20 protein-coding genes are annotated in these 22,372 nt (G+C 64.0%); 15 read left to right on the top strand and 5 right to left on the bottom strand.

Annotation, left to right across the window (positions count from 1 at the left end):
* Positions 1 to 83 precede the first annotated feature (83 nt).
* A complete protein-coding gene (locus tag BLV20_RS24100) occupies positions 84 to 3,014 on the top strand; it encodes a DUF748 domain-containing protein (protein ID WP_092304939.1) in 2,931 nt (976 codons plus the stop codon).
* A 193-nt stretch (positions 3,015 to 3,207) separates the two neighbouring features.
* Here the strand turns inward: BLV20_RS24100 and BLV20_RS24095 are convergent, their stop codons facing one another.
* A complete protein-coding gene (locus BLV20_RS24095) occupies positions 3,208 to 3,570 on the bottom strand; it encodes a BON domain-containing protein (protein WP_092304938.1) in 363 nt (120 codons plus the stop codon).
* Between the two features lie 286 nt (positions 3,571 to 3,856).
* Positions 3,857 to 4,273, bottom strand: coding sequence for a pilin (locus BLV20_RS24090; RefSeq protein ID WP_092304937.1), 417 nt, complete (start codon positions 4,271 to 4,273; stop codon positions 3,857 to 3,859).
* A 355-nt stretch (positions 4,274 to 4,628) separates the two neighbouring features.
* Here BLV20_RS24090 and BLV20_RS24085 point away from each other — a divergent pair, with 355 nt between their 5' ends.
* Genes BLV20_RS24085 through yacG form a run of 4 tightly spaced genes read left to right on the top strand, consistent with a single transcriptional unit; the run spans position 4,629 to position 7,541 of the window.
* A complete protein-coding gene (locus tag BLV20_RS24085) occupies positions 4,629 to 5,846 on the top strand; it encodes a type II secretion system F family protein (protein WP_092304936.1) in 1,218 nt (405 codons plus the stop codon).
* 2 nt (positions 5,847 to 5,848) lie between these two features.
* Positions 5,849 to 6,721, top strand: a complete 873-nt coding sequence (locus BLV20_RS24080) for a prepilin peptidase (protein ID WP_092304935.1) — start codon at positions 5,849 to 5,851, stop codon at positions 6,719 to 6,721.
* Complete coding sequence (gene coaE, locus BLV20_RS24075; protein ID WP_092304934.1) at positions 6,718 to 7,341, top strand: dephospho-CoA kinase; 624 nt, start codon at positions 6,718 to 6,720, stop codon at positions 7,339 to 7,341. The genes BLV20_RS24080 and coaE overlap by 4 nt, the downstream gene beginning before the upstream one ends.
* A complete protein-coding gene (gene yacG, locus BLV20_RS24070; protein ID WP_009045670.1) occupies positions 7,338 to 7,541 on the top strand; it encodes a DNA gyrase inhibitor YacG in 204 nt (67 codons plus the stop codon). The genes coaE and yacG overlap by 4 nt, the downstream gene beginning before the upstream one ends.
* 6 nt (positions 7,542 to 7,547) lie before the next feature.
* On the opposite strand, the gene BLV20_RS24065 is transcribed toward yacG, so the two are convergent.
* The 3 genes from BLV20_RS24065 to BLV20_RS24055 form a co-directional block, all read right to left on the bottom strand.
* Positions 7,548 to 7,763: a hypothetical protein gene (locus BLV20_RS24065; protein WP_092304933.1), complete on the bottom strand. Its 216-nt coding sequence runs from the start codon at positions 7,761 to 7,763 to the stop codon at positions 7,548 to 7,550.
* Between the two features lie 65 nt (positions 7,764 to 7,828).
* Positions 7,829 to 8,518: an energy-coupling factor ABC transporter permease gene (locus tag BLV20_RS24060; RefSeq protein WP_092304932.1), complete on the bottom strand. Its 690-nt coding sequence runs from the start codon at positions 8,516 to 8,518 to the stop codon at positions 7,829 to 7,831.
* Positions 8,515 to 8,982: an FAD/FMN-containing dehydrogenase gene (locus BLV20_RS24055; RefSeq protein WP_092304931.1), complete on the bottom strand. Its 468-nt coding sequence runs from the start codon at positions 8,980 to 8,982 to the stop codon at positions 8,515 to 8,517. The genes BLV20_RS24060 and BLV20_RS24055 overlap by 4 nt, the downstream gene beginning before the upstream one ends.
* A gap of 453 nt (positions 8,983 to 9,435) precedes the next feature.
* Between BLV20_RS24055 and BLV20_RS24050 the strand changes: the two genes are divergently transcribed.
* The 10 genes from BLV20_RS24050 to BLV20_RS24005 all read left to right on the top strand — a co-directional run bounded on the left by BLV20_RS24050 (position 9,436) and on the right by BLV20_RS24005 (position 22,369).
* Positions 9,436 to 10,872 (top strand): undecaprenyl-phosphate glucose phosphotransferase, encoded by a 1,437-nt coding sequence (locus tag BLV20_RS24050; RefSeq protein ID WP_092304930.1) that lies wholly within the window; start codon positions 9,436 to 9,438, stop codon positions 10,870 to 10,872.
* Positions 10,872 to 12,332, top strand: coding sequence for a mannose-1-phosphate guanylyltransferase/mannose-6-phosphate isomerase (locus BLV20_RS24045; protein ID WP_092304929.1), 1,461 nt, complete (start codon positions 10,872 to 10,874; stop codon positions 12,330 to 12,332). Before BLV20_RS24050 ends, BLV20_RS24045 begins: the two co-directional genes overlap by 1 nt.
* Positions 12,332 to 13,243: a glycosyltransferase family 2 protein gene (locus BLV20_RS24040; protein WP_092304928.1), complete on the top strand. Its 912-nt coding sequence runs from the start codon at positions 12,332 to 12,334 to the stop codon at positions 13,241 to 13,243. The genes BLV20_RS24045 and BLV20_RS24040 overlap by 1 nt, the downstream gene beginning before the upstream one ends.
* 6 nt (positions 13,244 to 13,249) lie before the next feature.
* A complete protein-coding gene (locus BLV20_RS24035) occupies positions 13,250 to 14,071 on the top strand; it encodes a polysaccharide biosynthesis/export family protein (protein WP_092304927.1) in 822 nt (273 codons plus the stop codon).
* Between the two features lie 72 nt (positions 14,072 to 14,143).
* Positions 14,144 to 16,126 carry a GumC family protein gene (locus BLV20_RS24030; protein ID WP_092304926.1) on the top strand — a complete coding sequence of 661 codons (1,983 nt, stop codon included), beginning with the start codon at positions 14,144 to 14,146 and terminating at the stop codon, positions 16,124 to 16,126.
* Positions 16,126 to 17,304 (top strand): glycosyltransferase, encoded by a 1,179-nt coding sequence (locus tag BLV20_RS24025; protein WP_092304925.1) that lies wholly within the window; start codon positions 16,126 to 16,128, stop codon positions 17,302 to 17,304. Before BLV20_RS24030 ends, BLV20_RS24025 begins: the two co-directional genes overlap by 1 nt.
* On the top strand, positions 17,301 to 18,650 hold the full coding sequence (locus tag BLV20_RS24020; protein WP_092304924.1) for a glycoside hydrolase 5 family protein: 1,350 nt from the start codon (positions 17,301 to 17,303) through the stop codon (positions 18,648 to 18,650). The genes BLV20_RS24025 and BLV20_RS24020 overlap by 4 nt, the downstream gene beginning before the upstream one ends.
* A gap of 22 nt (positions 18,651 to 18,672) precedes the next feature.
* Positions 18,673 to 19,887, top strand: coding sequence for a glycosyltransferase family 4 protein (locus tag BLV20_RS24015; protein WP_092304923.1), 1,215 nt, complete (start codon positions 18,673 to 18,675; stop codon positions 19,885 to 19,887).
* Positions 19,878 to 20,981 carry a glycosyltransferase family 4 protein gene (locus BLV20_RS24010; RefSeq protein ID WP_092304922.1) on the top strand — a complete coding sequence of 368 codons (1,104 nt, stop codon included), beginning with the start codon at positions 19,878 to 19,880 and terminating at the stop codon, positions 20,979 to 20,981. The genes BLV20_RS24015 and BLV20_RS24010 overlap by 10 nt, the downstream gene beginning before the upstream one ends.
* Positions 20,981 to 22,369: an O-antigen ligase family protein gene (locus tag BLV20_RS24005; protein WP_092304921.1), complete on the top strand. Its 1,389-nt coding sequence runs from the start codon at positions 20,981 to 20,983 to the stop codon at positions 22,367 to 22,369. Before BLV20_RS24010 ends, BLV20_RS24005 begins: the two co-directional genes overlap by 1 nt.
* Positions 22,370 to 22,372 lie beyond the last annotated feature (3 nt).

Below are 22,372 nucleotides of genomic sequence, written 5' to 3'. Positions count from 1 at the left end.
AACAATCCTGTTTGCGACAGTCGTGGGGTTGTTTCGGAACCGGAAACGCGTGCCATACTCCAACGCACTTCCGATTCAGATAGATGAAGCCTCGCATGTCCAAAGGATTGATCCGCGCTATCGGCGCCCTGTTGACCGCTCTCGCCTTGTACAGCCTGTTGGGTTTTCTGATTTTGCCGGGCATCGCCCTGCGAGTGGCCAATCAGCAATTGGCCAACTACGCGACGGTACCGGCAAAGATCCAACGCATCGAACTCAACCCGTTCAGTCTCGAATTGACGCTCTGGGGCCTGAACATCGGTGAGCCGGGCAAGGAGCAGGTGGCCTTCGAGCGTCTTTACGCCAACCTGCAGTTGGACAGCCTCTGGACCCGCGCGCTGCACCTGGCCGACGTCGAACTGGACAAACCCAAGAGCGAAATCCTGTTCGCCAAGGACGGCAAGCTCAACCTGTTGGGCCTGTTCAACCTGCCAGCCAGCGAACCCACTCCGGCCGATCCCGAGGCCAAGCCGTTTCCGCTGCGTATCGAGCGCATCAAACTGGCGGACGGCCAGGTGCATTTCGAAGACCTGCGCCCCAGCGAACCCATCGAATTCCTCTACGACAAACTCGATCTGGAGCTGAAGAATCTCAGCACCCTGCCCGACACCAGCACCGACATGACCCTGGTCGCCGTGGGTCCTGCGGGAGGCCAGATCGACTGGAGCGGCAACTTCAGCCTGACGCCGATCGCCTCCGAAGGCACCCTGAAAGTCACCGGCGGCAAGATGAAAGCCTGGTGGCCTTATGTGCGCGACGCCGTGCCTCTGGTCCTCGAGGACGGCGTGCTGGACCTCAACACCCGCTACAAGTTGAACCTGGCCAAGGAAACCGAACTGCTGCTCAGCGATACCTCGCTCAGCATCGCCCCTTTCGCCATCAAGGCCCCCGACGGTCGGCCGCTGGCCCGCCTGGAGCGCCTGGACGTCAGCGAAACCACGGTCGACCTGGCCAAGCAGCAAGTGGTGGTCGGCAAGATCCGCAGCCAGAAACTGGAAACCTGGGCCGCCCTGGAAGCCGATGGCCAGCTGGACTGGCAGAAACTCTTCGCCAGCCAGCCGGCCAAGCCCGCCGCCAAACCGGCGCCCGCCACCGCCGATAACCCGCAGCCAGCGGACCCGGCGCCAAGCAAGCCCTGGCAGGTGCTGCTCAAGGATGTGCAACTGCGCAATTACCAGGTGCACCTGGCGGACCGCCAGGCCAAGCCGGCCGTGGCCCTGGAAGTCGGCCCGCTGAACGTCGACGTGCAGAATTTCGACAGCCTCAACCAGTCGCCTTTCAACCTCAAGCTCGACACCGGGCTGGGCAAGCAAGGCAAGCTCCTTGCCAGCGGCGTGGTCAACCTGCAACCGGTGACCGCCAAGCTGGCGGTGCAAACCAAGGACATCGACCTGCGGGTCGCCCAGTCCTACATCAGCCCGTTCATTCGCCTGGAGCTGCGCAGCGGCATGCTCGGCAGCGACCTGGCGGTGGACCTGAAAAACATCGATCCGCTGACATTCAGCGTGACCGGCCGCGCCCAGGTAGACCAGCTGCATACCCTGGATACCCTGAAAACCCGCGACTTCGTAAAGTGGCAGCAACTGGTGCTCGAAGGCTTGAACTATCAGCACGGTGACAGCCTGACCATCAACAAGGTCAACCTGCTGCAACCCTATGCGCGCTTCATGATCAACGACGACCGCACCACCAACATCGACGACCTGCTGATCCCGCAACCGGCCGACAGCGCGCCGAAAAGCGCGGCCAAGCCGGCCGCCAAGGAAAAACCCCTCGGCATCCATATCGGCCAGATCGCCATCAACGACGGTTCGGCCAACTTCGCCGATTTCAGCCTGACCCCCAACTTCGCCACGGCCGTGCAGCAGCTCAACGGCCAGGTCGGCACCATCGACAGCCGCCAGGCAAAACCGGCCAGCGTCGACATCAAGGGCAAGGTCGATCGCTATGCGCCGGTGACCATCAAGGGCAGCGTGAACCCGTTCGACCCAATGGCCGCGCTGGATATCGCCACCAGTTTCAAACGCGTCGAACTGACCACCCTCACCCCCTATTCCGGCAAGTTCGCCGGTTACCGTATCCGCAAGGGCCGGCTCAACCTTGACCTGCACTATGTGATCACCAACGGCCAGCTCAAGGCCGAAAACAAAGTGGTGGTCGAACAGCTGGAACTGGGGGAAAAAGTCGAAAGCCCCGACGCCGTGAGCTTGCCGTTGAAGCTGGCCGTGGCCCTGCTCAAGGACGTCGACGGCAAGATCTCCATCGAACTGCCGGTGACCGGCGACCTCAACAATCCGCAGTTCAGCGTCATGCCGATTGTCTGGCAGACCCTGCGCAACCTGATCGTCAAGGCCGCCGCGGCCCCGTTCAAACTGATTGGCGGGCTGGTCGCCGGCGGCGGTTCGGAAGACCTGGGCAGTGTCTCGTTCGCGCCAGGCTCCAGTGACCTGAACCCGGAATCGGAAGCGGCGCTGGTCAAGCTGTCCAATGCGCTCAAGGAACGTCCGGCCCTGCGCCTGGAGATCGAAGGTACCGCCGCGCAGAGCAGCGATGGCCCGTTGATCGCCGAGCAGCGCCTGGAGCGGGAATACCAATACAACTACTACAAGATGCTCCAGCGTCGCGGCGACAAGGTGCCTGCCCAGGCATCGCTGCTGGAAGTACCGGAGAAAGAGAAAGCCCCGCTGCTGGAAGGCATCTATCGCACGCGCCTCAAGACCCAGCCACCGGCCGAATGGAAGGACCTGGGCAAGGAAGAGCGCACCGCAAAAATGCGTGAAGGCGTGATCAAGTTCTGGAGCGGCAGCGATGTGCTGTTGCGCCAGCTGGGCCAGGAACGGGCCAGCAGCATCAAGGACTTCTTGGTGGACAAGGGCCAACTGGCGGATGACCGGGTGTACTTCATCGATGCCAACCTCGGCCAGGCCGAAAGCGATGGTCGAGTCATTACCCCGATGCACCTGGACGCTGAATAAGCGTCGGCGGCTGCGCCGCTCGGCGCAGCCGCTGCGCCCGGCCTAAAACGAAACAGGCCCCGACACATGGTGCCGGGGCCTGTTTCGTTTGCAGAGGAGCCACCTCCCTGTGGCCGATCGCATGAACCTTCAAGGAAGCGGTGGATGGCTCATCCACCGCGTCTTTTCCCTGTCCAGGCCAGAGGCTTGAGGTTTAGTCGGTTTTCAGGCCATCAGCCGATACCGCTTTCACACCTTTGATGTTCTTGGCGATGTTGATTGCAGTTTCTTTCTGCGCATCGGTCAACGCTGTGGTGGAGGAAAGGGAAACCACACCCTTGTTGGTTTCGACCTTGATGTCGGTACCGGGAATGCCTTTTTCAGTGACGAGATCCGCTTTGACTTTGGTGGTGATCCAGGTATCGGAAGTGGCTTCCTTGGCCTTGGTCACTTCACCCGCCGCGAGCACCATTGGCGCCTGAGTAGCTTGAGTGGACTGGGCAAATGCAACGTTAGCCATGGTCAGGGTCAGAGCGGTAGCAGTTGCAGTTGCAGCAGCGATAGCGAACTTCTTCATACGAGTAACTCCTGTTCTTCTGGAAAACCTGCTCCAAGTCCTGGCAGCAGGGTTACTAAAGTAGATTGCAGGCGTTATGCCAAGTTCAGAAAAGTAACAAAACCCTTAAATATCAATAAGTTATAAATACACAATCAACTTCCGGATCATGCAAATTGCACGACCGTTGAATAATCTGCATGCAAGTTGCATTTTCCGGGGAAGCTAACTTCCTGAATTTCCAAAACTTTCCAAAAAAGCACGGCGGCGCGTGAGATTTCACGCGCCAGGCACGCGGATACCGGACTCAGCTACCGCTGGCCGTGCAGCCCTTGGGCGAATAATCCGCCGGCACGGTGGTGCTGCAGACCCAGCCGTCGGCTGTGGTGCGGGTCAGGGTAACGGTCTTGTTCAGCACCGGCGCCGGTGCATTGAGGATGGTGCAGGCAATGCTTCCCGCTCCAGTGGAGGCGGAGCCCGCGGCGCTCATGGTGCAGTTCGACGTCGTCGCCTTGCCACCCACCAGTTCCAGGGTCGGGTCGCTGCCCTGGTTCAGCACGTCCTCGAAGTTGACCTTCAGTGCCGAGGCTTCGGCCAGCGCCGCGGTGACCTTGGCCCGCGCCTGGTATTTGGAATACAGCGGCATGGCGAAGGTGGCGAGGATGCCGATGATCGCCACGACGACCAGCAGCTCGATCAAGGTGAAACCTTTCTGATACTTCATCTATCTGCTCCAAGCAGGGATATCCGAGGGTCTGGACACTCACCAACCAGCCATAGCACAGCCTGTGCCAGCGCCTGTCCCCCCGGGTTAAGGGGGCTTGAGCGGCCCAGACCCGCAGCGGTGAGCGCCAGAAGTCGCACTATCTGACACTTTTTGTCAGCCAAGTGCCCTCGGCCGCCGCCATCGCGGGCTACGCTGTCACTCGATCATCCATTGCCACGCCATCTGCCCTGCCCAAGGAACGTATCGGGCCGTTGAAACTCTATGAGCCGCACGCCGCGCCACTGGCCGGCGGGCTATCGCACAGGGCATTGCCGGCCCTGAGGACATCCATCACTACCTGGAACTCCACACCATGGCGGTCAAAGCAGCAAAAGTCAGCGTTTACCTGTGGGAAGGCACCGACAGGCAAGGCAGCAAACTGCGCGGCGAATTGAGCGGCCATACCCCCTCGCTGATCAGGGCCCAGTTGCGCAAGCAAGGCATCAACCCGGCCCGGGTCAGGAAGAAATCCCGCTCGCTGTTCCAGCGCGCGCCTGCCGTCAGGGCACGCGATATCAGCCTGTTCACCCGGCAGCTGGCGACCTTGATCAAGGCCGGCGTGCCGCTTTTGCAATCGTTCGACATCATCGCCGAAGGCTTCGATAACCCGAACATGCGCAAACTGCTGGGCGAGCTGAAACAGGACATCGCCGCCGGCAGCAGCTTCACCGCCGCGTTGCGCAAGAGGCCCGAGTATTTCGATGAGCTGTATTGCAGCCTGGTGGATGCCGGAGAACAGGCCGGCGCCCTGGAAACCCTGTTGGAGCGAGTGGCGACCTACAAGGAAAAAAGCGAAAGCCTCAAGGCGCGAATCCGCAAGGCCATGACCTATCCCCTGGCGGTGATCTGCGTGGCGCTGGTGGTGACGACCATCCTGCTGGTCAAGGTAGTGCCGCAATTCCAGTCGATGTTCCAGGGCTTCGGCGCACAGCTGCCGGTGTTTACCCAGCTGGTCATCAGCCTCTCGGAATTCGTGCAGCGCTGGTGGTGGCTGCTGGCGGGCGGCCTGTTGCTCGGCGGGTTCGGCCTGCGCCATGCCCACCGCCGCTCACCGCGTTTTCGCCAGTGGCTCGACGTCGGGCTGCTGAAGCTGCCCCTGGTAGCGCCGTTGATATACAAGTCGGCGGTGGCCCGCTACGCCCGGACCTTGTCGACCACTTTCGCCGCCGGGGTACCGCTGGTGGAGGCCCTGGGCTCGGTGGCCGGGGCCACTGGCAACCAAGTGTTCAAGAACGCGGTGAACCGCATCCGGCAGGATGTGGCGACCGGCATGCAATTGCATTTTTCCATGCGCGCCTCCGGCATCTTTCCCGGCATGGCCATCCAGATGACCGCCATCGGCGAGGAATCCGGGTCCCTGGACGGCATGCTGGAAAAGGTCGCGATCCACTATGAAGAGGAAGTCGATACCCTGGTCGACACCCTCAGCAGTCTCATGGAGCCTGTGATCATGGTAGTTTTGGGCACCCTCGTCGGCGGTCTGGTGGTTGCCATGTACCTGCCCATCTTCCAACTCGGTACAGCGATCTGAACATGTCATTGAGTGAAGTCCTGGCCAGCTACCCGCTGGTCTTCGTGTCATCGGCGCTGATCCTGGGGCTGATTGTCGGCAGCTTCCTCAACGTGTTGATCTGGCGCCTGCCAAAGATCCTCGAGCGCGACTGGCAGGCCCAGGCCCGTGACATCCTGGGGCTGCCCCTCGAACCTGCCGGGCCGACCTACAACCTGCTGCTTCCGCATTCCCAATGCCCTCACTGCGCGCACCCGATCCGAGCGTGGGAAAACATCCCGCTGCTCAGCTTCCTGCTGCTGCGCGGGCGCTGCTCCGCCTGCAAGGTTGCCATTGGCTGGCGTTATCCATTGGTGGAGCTGGCCTGCGGCCTGGCCTCGGCATTCGTCGCCTGGCATGTCGGCTTTGGCTGGCAGGCCGGGTTGCTGCTGGTCCTGAGCTGGGGCCTGTTGGCGATGAGCCTGATCGATGCCGACCACCAGCTGCTGCCCGACGTGCTGGTATTGCCCCTGTTGTGGCTGGGCCTGATCGTCAATGGCTTCGGCCTGTTCGTCAGCCTCCACGATGCGCTGTGGGGCGCCGTGGCCGGTTACCTATGCCTGTGGTCGGTGTATTGGCTGTTCAAGCTGCTGACCGGCAAGGAAGGCATCGGCCATGGCGATTTCAAGCTGCTGGCCCTGCTGGGCGCCTGGGGCGGCTGGCAGATCCTGCCGCTGACCCTGCTGCTGGCCTCGCTGGTGGGAGCCCTGGCCGGGATCGCCATGCTGCGCCGCAACCGTGCGCAAATGTCCACGCCTATCCCTTTCGGTCCCTTTCTGGCCATTGCCGGCTGGATTGCCATGCTCTGGGGTGGTCAAATAACCGGCTCCTATTTGCAGTTTGTCGGTTTCAGATGACCAAGCCTGTTTTCAAACCCTGGATCCTCGGCCTTACCGGCGGTATCGGCAGTGGTAAAAGTGCCGCGGCCCAGCACTTCATCGACCTGGGCGTCCATGTGGTGGATGCCGATCACGCCGCCCGCTGGGTGGTAGAGCCTGGCCGCCCGGCGCTGGCCCGCATTGCCGAGCATTTCGGCGACAGCGTGCTGCAGGCCGATGGCCAGCTGGACCGCGCCGCGCTGCGCAAGCTGATCTTCGAGGTGCCGCAACAACGCCTCTGGCTGGAAGCCTTGCTGCATCCGTTGATTGCCGAGGAAATCGCCGCGCACCTGGCCCGCGCCGAATCGCCCTACGCGATCCTGGTGTCACCGCTGCTGATCGAGTCCGGGCAATACGCAATGACCCAGCGGATCCTGGTGATCGATGTGCCGCAGCAACTGCAGATCGAGCGGACCCTGCAGCGCGACGGCATCAGCGAACAGCAGGTCCAGGCGATTCTCAAGGCCCAGGCGACCCGCGAAGAGCGCCTGCGGCATGCCGACGATGTGCTGGTCAACGACCGCGACCTCGCCTGGCTGCACAGCGAGGTCGAGCGCCTGCATCACTTTTACCTTACCTTGCGTGGAGGCCAGTCATGAGCCAACCCCTGACCGTGGAATGTCCAACCTGCGGTGCGCCCGTGGAATGGACCGCGAGCAACGTCAACCGTCCCTTCTGCTCGGACCGCTGCAAACTGATCGACCTAGGCGCCTGGGCTGCCGAAGAACACAAGATTCCCGTCAGCCCGGATGCCGAGGACGATCTGTTTTCCGACGACCTGCCGCCCCGTGCCCACTAAAAGGCCTCAAGGCCGCATGAAAGCGTAATCCTGCGTATCGTCGAGGTTCTCCGCGAGAAACTGTAACTCGTCGGCCAGATCCTCGGCGCTGCGTACCCGCCGGCTCTCTTCCACCACCGCACTGAGCAGCGCGCGCAGGCTCAAGCCCGGCTCGAAGCCCTCTTCCTGTGCGGCGTTCAAACTGTTGCGCACTTCCTGCCGCGCCCATCCATACACACTCATGGCCATGCTCCCGAACGGTTTTGCCGGAGCATGGAACCGCGTCCGCCGAGAGTGCTTGATATGGATCAAAAACGCGGGTCGTCGTCCTTCCACGGCGCCGACAGGTAGCGGGTGCGGTTGAAGGTTTCCAGCCATTCCGGACAGAACACCACCAGCGCGCTGACCACCATGCCGTTGATAAAAGCCTCGGGGAACAGGATCAGCCACAGGTAGCCGACGAAGTCCTCCAGCCACTCCGGCATGGCAAAGCGCCCGTCGAACCACAGCAGCCCCAGGCCGACCAGCAGGCACAACAGCGCCGACAGCGCGGCGGCAAAAAAACCGGAACAGAAGATGTACACAAAGGGGTTACGCGGCTGCGCCCGCTCCACCAGGACCGCGCACGCTTCGGTGACCAGCACCGGCAACAGGATCAGCAAGACACCGTTGACGCCGACCGCCGCCAGGTCCTGGCGTCCCAGCGCCACCAGCCCCGCCTGGGCGATCAGCCCGCCGACGATCGCCAGCGGCCAGTCCAGTAACAGGGTCACGGCGGTCATGCCAATAAAGTGATACGACACGCCGGTATCGAAATCCCGGCGCACCAGCCACAGCATGAACAGCGCAAACACCGTCCCGAACAACAGATGCTGGCGCCGGCTGTCACTGAACAGCTCGACCCAGGGCGCGCGCCAGGCGGCCCAGAGCAGCACCGGCACATAGATCAGCCAGCCGACGCCAAGAGTCAGCGGCGACAGCAGCGCGGCGCTGATCATGGCCGCACCCGCTCCAGCGCTTCGCGCAGCTCGGCGACGCTGCCGTACTCGCGTTGCGCCACCAGCCGGCCATTGTCGAGCTGCAGCCACAGCACTTTATCCACGGCACCGGCATAGCGCGGCGCCACTCGCCCGTCGCGGTCGAGCATGATCCGATAGGCATAATCACGCATCGCCGGAACCGCGAACATCTTGGCGATCACCGCCGGCATGCGCTGGATGTCAGCGACAAACACTGCGTGCCGGGCCTCCAGATACCCCGCCGGATGCCCCTGCATGGCGGCGTTGACCAGCTTGGCGCCGTCCATGCTGCGCGCCACCAGCAGCGTCCTGGCCTGCCCGTCGAGGCTGTAGGCCCGGTCGAATTGATCGAGCAGGGTCCAGGGCGCCAGGCGCTCGCCGACCTGCACCGCATGCGCCAGAAATGGCATGAAACCCAGCAACAGCAATAACCCGTATCTCACAGCGCCTCCCCCTTTGCTTCGGTCAATCCGGCGGGTCCAGTCTACACCGCCAGGCCGTGTCGCCCGAGGGCTACACCGGTTTCAGGAGCGCCGCCAGCGTTGCCCAAAAGGAATAGCTGGCCGCGGGTTGGACAAGAGTCACCCCCTGAACAACACTCCATTTATCCGTCACGCCTCGCTCACGAAAGAGCCAACTTCGTGACACACGGCCATGCTCCCGTTCGTCTTGAACGCGACAGACCGTCAAAAAACCGATGAATAATGCAAAAAATTGGTTGTCCTGCCATAATTAGTCAAATCCTTGACCATTAAAGCAGGGAAGCAGTATTGTTTGGCCACTATGGGCCGCCAAAAAACAGACTTTTTTGCAGTAAGCCTTAGTTTTTTCAACCTGCCTCTGTAGTCGCCTCACCCTTAACAGAGCTGGGTTTTACCTGGCAGCGACGGGATTCGATGCTTACGAAATCGATTGATAGCAGGTTCCTGACCCGAACCGGATTCATGGAACTCTTCATTTCGGGGGTAAAACTGACGCACGCCCTGTCGGCGGCCCTGCCTGGAATCCTGCTACTCCTGAGCCTCGACTCCGCCAGCGCGGATGTCTGGCCCACCGTGCTGGGCCTGTTGCTGTTCTTCGCCGTCATCACCGTCATCATGTTCCAGGCCCAGGGGGTCTACTCCGAGGAGTTCTTCAGCAATCGCCTGCGCCTGCGCACCATGCTGGTGGCCTGGACCTCCGCTTTCTGCATCCTGCTGGTGATGTATTTGGGGCTGCACCTGCTGCCCGTCTTCAGCCTGCAAGACCTGTTTATCTGGTTCGTCGCCAGCCTCGTGCTGTTTGGCATCGAGCGCCTGTTCTTGCTGCGCCTGTTCCATTCGTGGATGGCCACCGGCAAATACCTGCAACGCACGGTGATCCTCGGTTTCAGCGAAAGCGCGCGGTTTCTTGCCGAACACATGCAGCGCCACGGCGATATCCGTTCCGGCCTGATCGGTTTCATCGACGATCGCAGCGACCGCGTGCCCAAGGAGTTCTGCGAACTGCCCTTTCTGGGCAACACCCAGAACCTGGAAACGCTGATCCGCTCCGAGCAGGTCAACCAGGTGCTGATCGCCCTGCCCTGGGCCGCGCATGCGCGCATCGGCGAATTGGTGCACCGGCTGCGGCAGCTGTCGGTGAATGTTGCCCTGGTGCCCGACATCACCACCCTGCGCTTTGGCCACAACCGCATGACCGATGTCGGCGGCATCCTGATGTTCAACACCTCGGAACTGCCGTTGCGCGGCTGGGCACCGCTGATCAAGCGCTGCGAAGACGTCGTGCTCGCCATGCTCGGGCTGGTGCTGTTGTCGCCCGTGCTGCTGGCCACCGCCGTGGCGGTGAAGCTCGACTCCAAGGGCCCGGTGCTCTTCCGGCAAAAGCGCTACGGCTACAACGACCGGCTGATCCACGTGCTCAAGTTCCGCTCGATGTATGTCGACCAGGCGGACCTCAATGCCGAACGGCAAACCACCCGGGAAGATCCGCGGATCACCCGCGTCGGGCGCTTCATTCGCAAAACCAGCATCGATGAGCTGCCCCAGCTGATCAATGTGCTGATGGGCAACATGTCGATTGTCGGGCCTCGCCCCCACGCCACCGCCACCAAGGCGGCGGGCGTGCCATTCGAGCAAGCGGTGCGCGAATACAGCTCGCGCCATCGGGTCAAGCCCGGGATTACCGGCTGGGCCCAGATCAATGGCTACCGAGGAGAAACCGACACCCTGCAGAAAATCCAGAAGCGCGTGGAGTACGACCTCGATTACATCTCCAAGTGGTCGGTCTGGCTGGATCTGTACATCGTTTTCATGACGGTCCCGGCCGTTCTCTCGACGAAGGAAGTCTACTGATGAGCACATTCACTGGATTGATCCCCTGCATTATTTCCGGCGGTTCGGGCTCGCGCTTGTGGCCAGTCTCCCGGCAGAACATGCCCAAGCCATTCATTCGCATGCGCGATGGCCAGAGCCTGCTGCAAAAGACTTTCCTGCGCGCCAGCAACCTGCCGGACGTCGGCAGCGTGGTCACGGTGACCAACCGTGAACTGCTGTTCCGCTCGCTGGACGAGTACCGCGGCATCAACCAAGGCAAGCTCGACCTCGACCTGCTGCTCGAGCCGTTCGGGCGCAACACCGCCGTGGCCATTGCCGTGGCTGCCCTGCATGTACGCGAGCACTGGGGGGACAAGGCGCATCTGCTGATCCTGCCGGCCGACCATCTGATCCTCGACCAGGAGGCCTTCGCCGAAGCCGTGGGCAAGGCGCGCGGCCTCGCCGCCGACGGTTACCTGGCGACCTTCGGCATCCAGCCCGACAAACCCGAGACCGGCTTTGGCTACATCGAGCAGGGCCCGGCGCTGAAGCAGGGTTTCCAGGTGGCGCGCTTCGTCGAAAAACCCAACCTGGCCACCGCCCAGGCCTACGTCGACAGCGGCAACTATTTATGGAACGCCGGCATGTTCTGCTTCCGTGCCGATACCCTGCTGCAAGAGCTGAGCCTGCACGCTGCCGAAGTGCTGAGCGCCGCCCAGGCCTGCCTGGAACACGGCATGACCCTGGACAACAAGCACTGCCGCCAGCGTGAACTGGACGCCGACAGCCTGGCCCGCGCCCCGGACGTGTCGATCGACGTTGCCCTGATGGAGCGTTCCGAGCGGGTCGCCGTGGTGCCCTGCGACCTGGGCTGGAGCGACATCGGTTCCTGGGATGCGCTGCGCCAGCTGACCCCGAGCGACGCCGCCGGCAACCAGGTCAACGGCGAAGCCATCCTGCACGACGTGAGCAATTGCTATATCGACTCGCCCAAGCGTGTGCTCGGCGCCGTGGGCGTCAGCAACCTGATCATCGTCGATACCCCGGACGCGCTGCTGGTGGCCGATGCCACGCGGACCCAGGACGTGCGGCATATCGTCACCGAGCTCAAGCGCCTGGGCCACAGCGCCTACAGCCTGCACCGCACGGTCACCCGGCCATGGGGGACCTACACCGTGCTCGAGGAAAGCAGCCGCTTCAAGATCAAGCGCATCATGGTCAAGCCCAAGGAGTCGCTGTCGCTGCAGATGCACCACCACCGCAGCGAGCACTGGATCGTGGTCAGCGGCGCGGCCCTGATCACCAATGGCGACCTGGAAGTCCTGCTCAACAGCAACGAGTCCACCTACATTCCCGCCGGCCACAAGCACCGCCTGAGCAACCCCGGGATCATCGACCTGGTGATGATCGAAGTGCAGAGCGGCGAATACCTGGGCGAAGACGACATCGTGCGTTTCGAAGATGTCTACGGCCGCGCGCCGGCGCAGGTAAAACCCTAATGAAAACGGCGCTGATCATTCCCGCCCGCAATGCCGGCCCGCACCTCGATCGGCTGCTGCCGGCGCTGGCCGCGCAGACGCTGCAACCGGACAGCGTGCTGGTGGTCGACAGCAGCTCGACGGACAACACCGTCAGCCGCTTCCGGCAGTCCGGCGCCCGGGTAGAAGTCATTCCCGCCCAGCAGTTCAACCATGGCGGCACCCGCCGCTGGGCGAGCGAACAAGTGGATGCCGATGCGCTGATCCTGCTGACCCAGGATGCGATCCCGGCCACGCCGCAGACCTTCGCCAACCTGATCCAGGAACTGCAAGAAGACCCGCGCATCGGCCTGGCCTACGGGCGGCAAGTGCCGCACCCCGGCGCGGGGATTCTCGAGGCGCAGTCGCGCCACTTCAACTACAGCGCGCAAAGCCGCAGCAAGAGCCTGGCCGACGCCGAGGAGCTGGGGATCAAGACCTGCTTCAGCTCGGACTCGTTTTCCGTCTACCGGCGCAGCGCCCTGCAAGCGGTGGGCGGCTTTCCCGAGGATGTCATCGGCAGCGAGGACGCCCACGTCGCGGCGCGCATGCTGCTCAACGGCTTCCTGGTGCGCTACGCCGCCAGCGCCTGTGTGCAGCATTCGCACAGCTACAGCCTGGCGCAGGAGTTTCGCCGCTATTTCGATATCGGCGTGTTTTATGGCCGCGAACCGTGGATCCGCGATGCCTTCGGCAGCGCGGGCGGAGAAGGCAAGCGTTACGTCTTGGCCGAGTTGCGCGCCTTGCGCGACGCCGGCCAGTTGCAACGCGTGCCCGAAGTGCTGCTGCGCAGCGCGCTGAAACTGCTGGGCTATCGCCTCGGCCACGCCGAGCAGCATCTGCCGACACCGCTCAAGCGCCGCTTGAGCATGTTTTCCAACTACTGGACCTGAGCCGTCATGATGACCATTAACCGACCTTCCCGGCTTTGTCTGTTGAGCATCCTGACTGCCTCCCTGTGGCTGGGCGGCTGCTCGACCCCCGCCCACGTTCCGCTTCCCGACAGCGACACCCTCAAGGCTCGCCATGCGGCGGCACTGACCCTGGCCGACCTGCCGCCAGCCCAGGTACTGATCCAGAGCGGCGACACCCTGCGCATCGTGCGCGATGCCCAGGAGCCGGCCAGCTCCGACGACATGGCGCTGTTCGTGGTGCGCCCGGACGGCTTTATCTCCATGCCGAGCATCGGCCGGATCAAGGCCTCGCTGCTGACGCCGGAAGACCTGGGCAAGGAAATCACCAGGCGCTACAAGGCGATCTACCGCGAGCCCGAAGTGACCGTGAACATTGCCGTTGCGCCGAGCAACCGGGTGTTCATCGGCGGCGCGGTGGCCAACCCGTCGTTCTTCAACCTGGCCGGCACCGTGTCGGTGGAACAGGCGCTGCTCAGTTCCGGCGGCGTGCTGCCCTCGGCCGACAGCTCGAACATCGCGCTGCTGCGGACCGGCCCCGACGGCAAATACAAAATGTATTTCGTCGACCTCAGCAGCATGCTCAGCAACCCCAACCATCCGATGGTCGCGCTGCAACGCGGCGACCTGATCTACGTGCCGCAATCGACGATCGGCAGCACGGTGGAAGCGGTGGACATGTACTTCACCAGGCTCTTCCCGATCAACAAGGGCATCGGCCTGGGCTTCAACTATGACTTGAACAGCGAGGACGTAAGCAACAGTGGCAACAGCACCACCAACATCGAAAACGTTAATAACTTTCCTTGAGTAGACAGGAACGATGCGTTTGACCGGCCTCCACCAGCCACTGTTTAAAGTACTTTCAACGGAGTGATCCCCGTGATCGAAATACGCTCTCTACGCGACCTGTTGCGTCTGTTCTTCATCTTCCGCCGCGAGTTCAAGCTGGCGGTCATCACCACCATCGTGGTCGCGGTGCTGGGCGCCTTCCTGCTGCCGACGCGCTACGAGTCCGACGCGCGCCTGCTGGTCAAGCCCGGGCGCGACAGCACCACCGTGCCGATCGAAGCCGGCAACCGCCAGACGCTGATCTCGCCCAGCACCCAGCATGACCCGATCGTCGATGAGGAGAAGATGCTCACCGGCCGGCCCATCGTGCACATCGTCGCCCAGCGCTACCTGGAACTGAGCGCGGCCGCCGAGCCCCAGGGCATCTGGAAGACCATCAAGTTCTACGCCAAGAAAGCCATAGGCGCGGCCATCGACTTCCTGCGCAGCCTGCTGCAACTGGTCGGTCTGTCGGAGCCGCAAAGCCCGCTGGATCGCCTGGCGACGCGCCTGGAAAAGAACTTCCAGGCCAGCCATGAACCCGGCTCGTCGGTGATCGACATCAGCTTTACCTGGGACGACCCGGAAGTCGCCCAGCAAGTGGTACGCATCTGGGTCGACACCTTCCTCACCGAACGCGCCCGGGTGCTGGGTCGCAAAAGCCTGTATGCCTTCTACGAAGGCGAAGGCAACAAGGTGGCCGGGCAGATCCTCAGCCTCAAGGAGCAATTGCAGAGCCGCCTGAAGCAGATCGATTCGATCAGCGTCGAGGCCCGCCTGGAAAACCTCACCAACCAGATCGACCGGCTGACCGACGCGCGGGTCAGCGCGCAGAACCAGCTGTCCGGGATCGGCAGCTTCCTGATCAACGCCCGCCAGCAGATCCTCGATCAGCCCGGCGAAGTGGTGACCAGTCGCGAGACCAGCCTCAACCCGACCCAGCTCGACCTCAAGCGCCAGCTCAACACCCTGCAAGTGGAACGCGCGCGCCTGCTGCGCACCTATTTGCCCGAGGCGCCGGCGGTCAAGCAGATCGAACAGAACATCCAGGACTTGCAGGCCCTCAGCGAACGGGAAGACACCCGCCTGGAACGCTCGAAGAACACCGCCCCCAATAGCCTGGTGACCAACGTCAAGCAGCAGGTCATCGACGCCCAGCTGCAACAGCGCAGGCTGACCGGGCAGATCGAGAACTACGACAAGACCCTGGCCGCCCTGCGCACCGAGCGCGACCGGGTATTGACCGACGAGCCCGAGCTCAACCGCCTGACCCAGCAATTGCGCACCGCGGAAAAGAGCTACGCGCTGTACTCGGAGAACCTGGAACAGGCGCGTATCGACCACGAGCTCGACAGCAGCCAGATCAGCAATATCGCGATCATCGAGCACGCCACCTTCAACCCGGCGCGGGTCTTTCCCAAGAGCCTGCTGATCCTGCTGTTCGCCATTCCCGCGGGGATCGCCGTGGGCTTGCTGACCATCTATGTCTGCTACCTGCTGGACCAGCGCATCCATGACGGTTCGCGCCTGCCGGAGCTGTTCCAGGTGCCGCTGTGGGGCAGCGTGCCGGACCTCGAGGACGCCACGCCCGCCGCCATGACCGCGAGCATCTACCGGCTCTACAGCCTGCTGCCCATGGACCGCATCGAAACCCAGGGCTTGACCCTGGGCCTGACCTCGGCGCGCCATGGCGAAGGCGTGAGTTTCATCCTCGAACGCCTGCGCCGCCTGCTCGAGGAACGCGGCCAGCGCGTGCGGATCAACGACAGCGCGCCGGCCCAGCCCGGCGAAGTCCTGTTGCTGGATGCCTCGGCCCTGCTGTCGAACCAGGAGGCCTTCCTGATCCTGCGGCGCGCCGACCTGATCGCCCTGGTGATCGAGGCCCGGACCAGCACGGTGCCGATGATCGAGAACGCGCTGTCGCTGCTCACCACCGCCTTCGGCAAGGTCGACGGGTTGATCCTCAACCGTCGCCGCTTCGAAGTGCCGTCCAGCATCCTGGAGCGGATCAACAGCTGGCGCGGGGCAACCTGATGCGTATCGCCCTGCTGGCCCCGCTGCCGCCGGAACAGACCGGCATCGCCGATTACGCCGCGCATTTCAGCCATGCGTTGCGCGGCCTTGGCATCGAAGTGCTGACGCCGCTGGCCGGCTGCCACGATCCCGCGGAGCAACTGACGCGCCTGCGCGCCTTCGACTGGACGGGCGTCGACCTGGTGCATGCCGAGCTCGGCGGCGGCCGCTTCGGCGAATTCCAGGCGCTCAACTACCTGAGCAGCGAACAACCGCGCATTCCCCGCACGGCCACCGTGCATGACCCGGAGCGCCTGATCTGGCGCCGCGCCCGGCTGTTCTGGCCACTGACCCTGCTCGAACGCCTGCCGCACCCGCTGCCGCAAGCGGCGGCGCTGCTCGCCGACCCGCTGACCCTGCACGAAGAACGGCGCCTGGCGCGCGGCATGCGCCGGCTGATTACCCTGACCCGGCTGGGCGGCGACTGCCTGCGCCAGCGCATGGGCCTGCACGCGCAGCAAGTGGCGGTGATCGCCCACGGCAACCTGCCGATCGCCGCGGCCGAATTGCCGCCGCTGGCGCCTTTGCGCCTGCTGTATTTCGGTTTCATCTATCGCGGCAAGGGCATCGAGGATCTGGTCGACGCCCTGGCCCGCACCCTCGCGGCCCACCCGCAATGTCGTGGCCAGGTACGCCTGACCCTGGCGGGCGGCACCGCGCCGGACATGACCTTCGACCCGGCCGGCAATTATCTCGACGGCCTGCGCCAGCGCATTCGCGACCTGCAACTGGAGGACGTGGTGGACTGGCAACTGGACCTGCCGTCCAGCGAAATCGCCCGCACCATCCAGGCCCACCACGTGATGGTGCTGCCGTACCGCGAATCGAAAAAGCTCGCCTGGCTCGGCCAGATGCGCGGCACCAGCGGCGCCCTGTCCTGGGCCAACGCCTGCGGTCGCGGGGTCGTCACTTCCAACGCCCGGGCCTTCGCCGAGGAAGTGGCCGGCGGCAATGGCGTGACCTATCAGCAAGGCGACGTCCAAGCGCTGAGCCAGCACTTGAGCCGCCTGGTATTGGAGCCCGAACTGTCTCGCCAGTGGGCCGCGCGGGCCCGCGAGGCCGGGCAACAACGCGAGTGGAGCGCGACCGCGCGCCGCTTCGCGGACCTGTTCAACGAAGTGTGCAAGGAGCGGTCATGAAGACCCGACTACATCTGCAACGTCGCCCGCTGTTGCGCTACCTGCCGCTGGTGGCCGCGCTGGCGGTGGGCGGCGCCCTGCTGCTCAGCGAACAGGTCGATGCCACGCCGATCAACCTGGCTCCCGACCGCACCCTGGAGTGGAAGGACTACCTGGGGGTCAATGCGCATTTCCTGTGGTTCACCCCGCAGCAATACCGCAAACAGATCGCCGCCTATAAGCAGCTCGGCCTGCAATGGGTGCGGGTCGATTTGCACTGGGATCGGCTCGAACCCACCGAAGAGGGTTACCAGCTCAGCACCCTCGACGAACTGGACCGGACCCTCACCGACTCGAAACTCAAGTCGCTGTTCTACCTGGTGGGCTCGGCGCCCTTCGTGACCACCGCGCCCAAGGGCGGCCCGTTCCAGGACCAGTACCCGCCACGCGATCCGAAAGTCTTCGCCACGCGCATGGCCATGCTCGCCCAGCGCTACCCGAACATCGACGCCTGGCAGGTGTGGAACGAACAGAACATCCCCAACAACTGGCGCCCCAAACCCGACGCCAAGGGTTACGGCGAGCTGTTGCTGGCGACCCACCAGGCCCTGAACCAGGTGGCCCCGGACAAGACCCAGGTCATGGGCGGCATGGCCTATTACAGCCAGATGCCGACTCATCGCAACGCGCTGATGTTCGAAAAGCTCGGCGAACTGGGCGTGCAGAGCCTGGGCATGGTCGCCGCCTATCACCCGTATTCGGAAATCCCGGAAAGCGATGAGCCCGGCAAGAATGAAGTGCTGCTGCGCGGCAAGCAGCTCAACGACATGCTGCACCGCGCCGGCCTGAAGAGGATCTGGGCCACCGAGTGGGGCTGGTCGAGCTACGCCGGGCCCAAGGAGATGCAGCGGCTGATCGGCGTCGATGGCCAGGCCGACTACACCCTGCGCCGCCTGGCCCTGATGAGCGACCAGGACTACGAGCGGATCTTTCTCTTCGCCCTTTCCGATCTCGACTCGCGCGCCTCGGCCCGCGACCAGCATTACGGCCTGCTCGACCTCAACGGCGAACCCAAGCCGGTGTACAAGGCGCTCGCGCGTTTTCTCGAGATCACCGGCGCGCGCCTCAAGCCCGGCCAGACGCCGCAGCTCGAGAACCTGCCCGACACTTTCTACAGCGTGTCCTGGACCCGCGACGACGGTAAACGCCTGCTGATGTTCTGGAGCGCCAAGGGCGGCACCATCCGCTTGCCCCAGGTGCGCCAGGCCGAGCTCCACGATCCGCTCAGCGGAACCCGGGCCAGCCTCGACGCCGCGGACGGCATTCAGCCTGCGGTGAAACCTTCCCTGCAGATTCTCGTGTGGTAATCGATGACATGGAGTGCCGTACGTGAAGATTCTCTGGATTCTCCCCTACCTGCCCTGGCCCATGACCAGCGGCGGCAAGACGCGCCAGTTCCACTTGCTGCGGACCTTGAGCGAGCGGGGCCACCGCATCACCTTGCTGGTGCAGTCCAAGACCGAGGCCGATGCCGCCGTCCGCGCCGCCCTCGAGCCCTGGCTCGAACGCCTGATCGTGGTGCCGCGGCGCCCGCTGAAACACCCCATCACGGTGCTGGCCGGATTGTTCGCCCCCTGGCCCCTGCTGACCACGGTCAACGGCATGTCGCGCCCTCTGCGCGAGCGTTTCGACAGCCTGCTGCAGGAGCCCTGGGATGTGATCCAGGTCGAGCACAGCTACAGCCTGCAACCCTACCTGCAACCGCTGCGGCGGGCCGGCCGGGACTTCGTGCTCACCGAACACAACCTTGAATCCAGCCTGGGCGGCGCCACCTATGACCGCTTCCCGGCCTGGGCCAGCCCCTTTGTGCGCTACGACCAATGGCGCTGCCGACAGTGGGAACGCAAGGCCTTCGACTCGGCCCGCCAAGTGGTGGCGGTGACCGAAAGCGACGCCCAGGCCATGCGCCAACTGACCCGCACGCCGGTCGAGGTGGTGGTCAACGGCGTCGACAGCCGCAGCTTCGCCAGCGTTTCGGCCGACCCGCAGAGCCAGCGGGTGCTGTTTGTCGGCAACTACGAGTACGCACCGAACCTGGACGCGGTGCAGTGGATGCTCGACGAGATTTTCCCGCAGGTCTGGAGCCGCTGCCCCGAGGCCCGCCTGGCGGTGGCCGGGTATGCCCTGCCGGCCAGCTGGCGCGAACGCTGGACCGACAGCCGCATCGAGTGGGTCGGCTTCGTTCCCGACCTGCCCGACCTGCAACGGCGTTGCGCGCTGTTCATCGCGCCGTTGCGCCAAGGCGGCGGTTCCAAACTCAAGGTGCTCGAAGCCATGGCCGCCGGCCTGCCGCTGGTGAGCACCGCGCAAGGCGCCTCGGGCCTGGCCATCCGTCACGAGGAACATTACCTGGCAGGCGACGACGCCCAGGCACTGGCCGACGCCGTGGTTCGCCTGCTGCACGAAGCGGACCTCGCCGCCCGGCTGGCCGGCGCCGCCCGCCTGTATGCCCGCCAGCATCACGACTGGGCGGTGGCCGGTGACGAACTGGAACAGATCTACCGGACATTGCCCTCCACACAGGAGCATCCCGCATGCGTGTAGCCCTCGATTATCGTCCGGCCACGGCCGCTCCTTCCTCGGGCATCGCCCGCCAGGTACGAGCCTTGGAACAAGCCCTGCGCGCCCGCGAAGACACCGAATTGCTGCTGGTGAGCGACGCGCCACTGGAGCATGAACAACGCCAGACCGCCTTCTGCCCGGCCTGGCCCAGCCCCCTCGATGGCGTGCAACGCCCCGGCGTGCGCTTGCGCTTCGAACGCACCTTCTTGCCGGCGGCCATTCGCGAGCACTCGGTCGACCTGTATATCGCCACCGCCAACATGGGCCTGCCCATCGGCCACAAACCGGCGGGCACGCGTTATGTGCTGATCCTGCATGACCTGTTCCAGCTGACCCAGCGCAACTTCCACCGCTCGCAGCTCAAGGCCATGGCCTATCGAGTGATCGACGCCGTGTCGATCGCCTGGTCGATCTGGATCGCCGATGAAGTCTGGTGCCCGTCGCGGTTTTCCTGCAGCGAAGCAGCCCGGCTGTTTCCCTGGGCACGCCCGAAATTCCGCGTGCTGCACAACCTGGTGCCGGAATTCCGGGGCTCCATCGCCCCACTGCCAGCGGGCCTGCCCGAACGCTACTGGCTGGCCGTGGGGACGCGGGAGCCGCGCAAGAACATGCCGCTGTTCATCGAGCAGTGGCAGCGCTGCCGCCTGGAAAACCCGTCCATACCAGACCTGGTCCTGGTCGGCCATGCCAGCGACCTGCCGGCGAACCTCAGCCAACTGCCCGGCCTGCATTGGGTCAACGGCCTGACCGAAGAGCAGTTGCAGGCCCTGTACCGGTATGCCGACTGCCTGTGGCAGCCGTCCTACGCCGAAGGCTTCGGCCTGCCGGTGGTCGAGGCGCTGTTGCAGGGCACGCCGGTCGCGGTGGCCCGTGGCTCGGCGCTCGACGAAGTCACCCCTCCGGGCGCGCGGCGCTTCGACGCCCGTGACCGCGCCAGCCTGCGCAACGCCCTGATCGAACAAGCCCAGGCCAGCGACAGGCCCGACCCGGAAACGCTGCGCGAATGGGCCCGGCAATTTGCCGAGCCGCACCACCGCCAGCGCCTCGATGCTTTGCTCACAGGGCTTTTTCACTGATGCTGCCAGGAAACTACATTGGCCTGAGCCTGGGGCTGATCTTCGGGATCCTGCTGTGGACCCTGTCGCCGGCGAAGGTCATCTTCGTGGTGGCCGGCATGGCGGTGGCCCTGACGCTGCTGCGCAAGCCGTTGTGGGGCCTGCTGATCTTCGCCGTGCTGGCCACCTGCATCCCCTACACCACGCTGCAACTGGGGGTTCGCACCACGGTCAGCGAAGCGGTGCTGGGCCTGACCTGGGTGGGGGTGTTCTGGCAGTCGTTCATCGGCAAGACCCGCAACCTCATGCTCTGGCGCCCCACCGAGCGGGCCATGGCCTGGCTGATGCTGTTCAGTGCCATTCCCTTTGTCTGGGGCATGCTGATCATCCACGCCGAAGGCAACGGCCCAGTGAACTGGGTGCGCTGGCTGATGAACCTGTCGCTGCTGTTCATGGTGCCGCTGCTGCTGCGTACCGACGCCGACCGCGACAAACTGGTGATCGCCCTGCTGCTGGGCACCCTGCTGATGCTGCTGCTGTCGATCGGCATGTTCATCAAGACGCGCAACGCCATGTCGATGATCCCGATCCTCACCGACCTCAAGTACGCCCACCCGGAAGCGGTGAAGGACATCTTCTCCGCCAACTATCAGCGCATGGCATCGCCCTGGGTACACCCCAACCTGACGGGCGGCGTGCTGGTGCTGTTCATTCCCCTGGCGCTGCTCTACGGCTGGACCCGCACCGGCGGGCGCCGGGCGCTGGGGCTGGCGGTGGCGATCCTCGGTTGCGCGGGGCTGCTGCTGAGTATTTCCCGCGGGGCGATCCTGGCCCTGGCCCTGGTGCTGATCTGGCTGACCTACAAGCGCGTGCCCTACAGCGGCCGGATCATCGGCCTCGGCGCAGCCTTCGCGGTGGCCCTGGTAATGTTCTACCCGCCACTGCAGGAACGCCTGATGACGATGTTTTCGGCGACCAACGCCAGTACCGAGGTGCGTTTCGAGGAATACGCGAAATTCCCCGAGGCGATGCTGCGCTACCCGCTGGGCATCGGCTTCAAAGTTGACCCGCCGGTACCGGGCAGCGGCCTGCCGGGCATTTCCAACCTGTGGTTGAACTTCATCTACAAGATCGGCATTCCGGGCATGTTGCTGTTCATCGCCGTCACTGTGCTGTGGTGGCGCGAGGTGCGCCCGCAGGCGCCGATCCGTCAGGTGACGGCCGACAACGCGTTGTGGCTGGGGTGCATTTCCGGCCTGCTGGCGGCGCTGCTGACCGGTCTGTTCGATCACTATTTCAGCTTCACTTTCGTGCTGATCGGTCTGTTCTGGCTGTTGATGGGCATGAGCCTGCAACAGGTCCGGCTGCGTCCGGTCATCACCCAACCCCCTCGTCAACCCCAAGGATAGCCA

The sequence above is a fragment of the Pseudomonas sp. NFIX28 genome (genome assembly GCF_900107395.1).
In the GTDB taxonomy this organism is placed as follows: Bacteria; Pseudomonadota; Gammaproteobacteria; order Pseudomonadales; family Pseudomonadaceae; genus Aquipseudomonas.
The sequence above is the reverse complement of the archived record's forward strand: the minus strand, read 5'-3'. Positions and strand labels throughout refer to the sequence as shown.

Coding starts and splice junctions, on each gene's coding strand:
- BLV20_RS24100 (WP_092304939.1), top strand. CDS start 84: ATGAAGCCTCGCATGTCCAAAGGATTGATCCGCGCTATCGGCGCCCTG.
- BLV20_RS24095 (WP_092304938.1), bottom strand. CDS start 3,570: ATGAAGAAGTTCGCTATCGCTGCTGCAACTGCAACTGCTACCGCTCTG.
- BLV20_RS24090 (WP_092304937.1), bottom strand. CDS start 4,273: ATGAAGTATCAGAAAGGTTTCACCTTGATCGAGCTGCTGGTCGTCGTG.
- BLV20_RS24085 (WP_092304936.1), top strand. CDS start 4,629: ATGGCGGTCAAAGCAGCAAAAGTCAGCGTTTACCTGTGGGAAGGCACC.
- BLV20_RS24080 (WP_092304935.1), top strand. CDS start 5,849: ATGTCATTGAGTGAAGTCCTGGCCAGCTACCCGCTGGTCTTCGTGTCA.
- coaE (WP_092304934.1), top strand. CDS start 6,718: ATGACCAAGCCTGTTTTCAAACCCTGGATCCTCGGCCTTACCGGCGGT.
- yacG (WP_009045670.1), top strand. CDS start 7,338: ATGAGCCAACCCCTGACCGTGGAATGTCCAACCTGCGGTGCGCCCGTG.
- BLV20_RS24065 (WP_092304933.1), bottom strand. CDS start 7,763: ATGAGTGTGTATGGATGGGCGCGGCAGGAAGTGCGCAACAGTTTGAAC.
- BLV20_RS24060 (WP_092304932.1), bottom strand. CDS start 8,518: ATGATCAGCGCCGCGCTGCTGTCGCCGCTGACTCTTGGCGTCGGCTGG.
- BLV20_RS24050 (WP_092304930.1), top strand. CDS start 9,436: ATGCTTACGAAATCGATTGATAGCAGGTTCCTGACCCGAACCGGATTC.
- BLV20_RS24045 (WP_092304929.1), top strand. CDS start 10,872: ATGAGCACATTCACTGGATTGATCCCCTGCATTATTTCCGGCGGTTCG.
- BLV20_RS24040 (WP_092304928.1), top strand. CDS start 12,332: ATGAAAACGGCGCTGATCATTCCCGCCCGCAATGCCGGCCCGCACCTC.
- BLV20_RS24035 (WP_092304927.1), top strand. CDS start 13,250: ATGATGACCATTAACCGACCTTCCCGGCTTTGTCTGTTGAGCATCCTG.
- BLV20_RS24025 (WP_092304925.1), top strand. CDS start 16,126: ATGCGTATCGCCCTGCTGGCCCCGCTGCCGCCGGAACAGACCGGCATC.
- BLV20_RS24020 (WP_092304924.1), top strand. CDS start 17,301: ATGAAGACCCGACTACATCTGCAACGTCGCCCGCTGTTGCGCTACCTG.
- BLV20_RS24010 (WP_092304922.1), top strand. CDS start 19,878: ATGCGTGTAGCCCTCGATTATCGTCCGGCCACGGCCGCTCCTTCCTCG.
- BLV20_RS24005 (WP_092304921.1), top strand. CDS start 20,981: ATGCTGCCAGGAAACTACATTGGCCTGAGCCTGGGGCTGATCTTCGGG.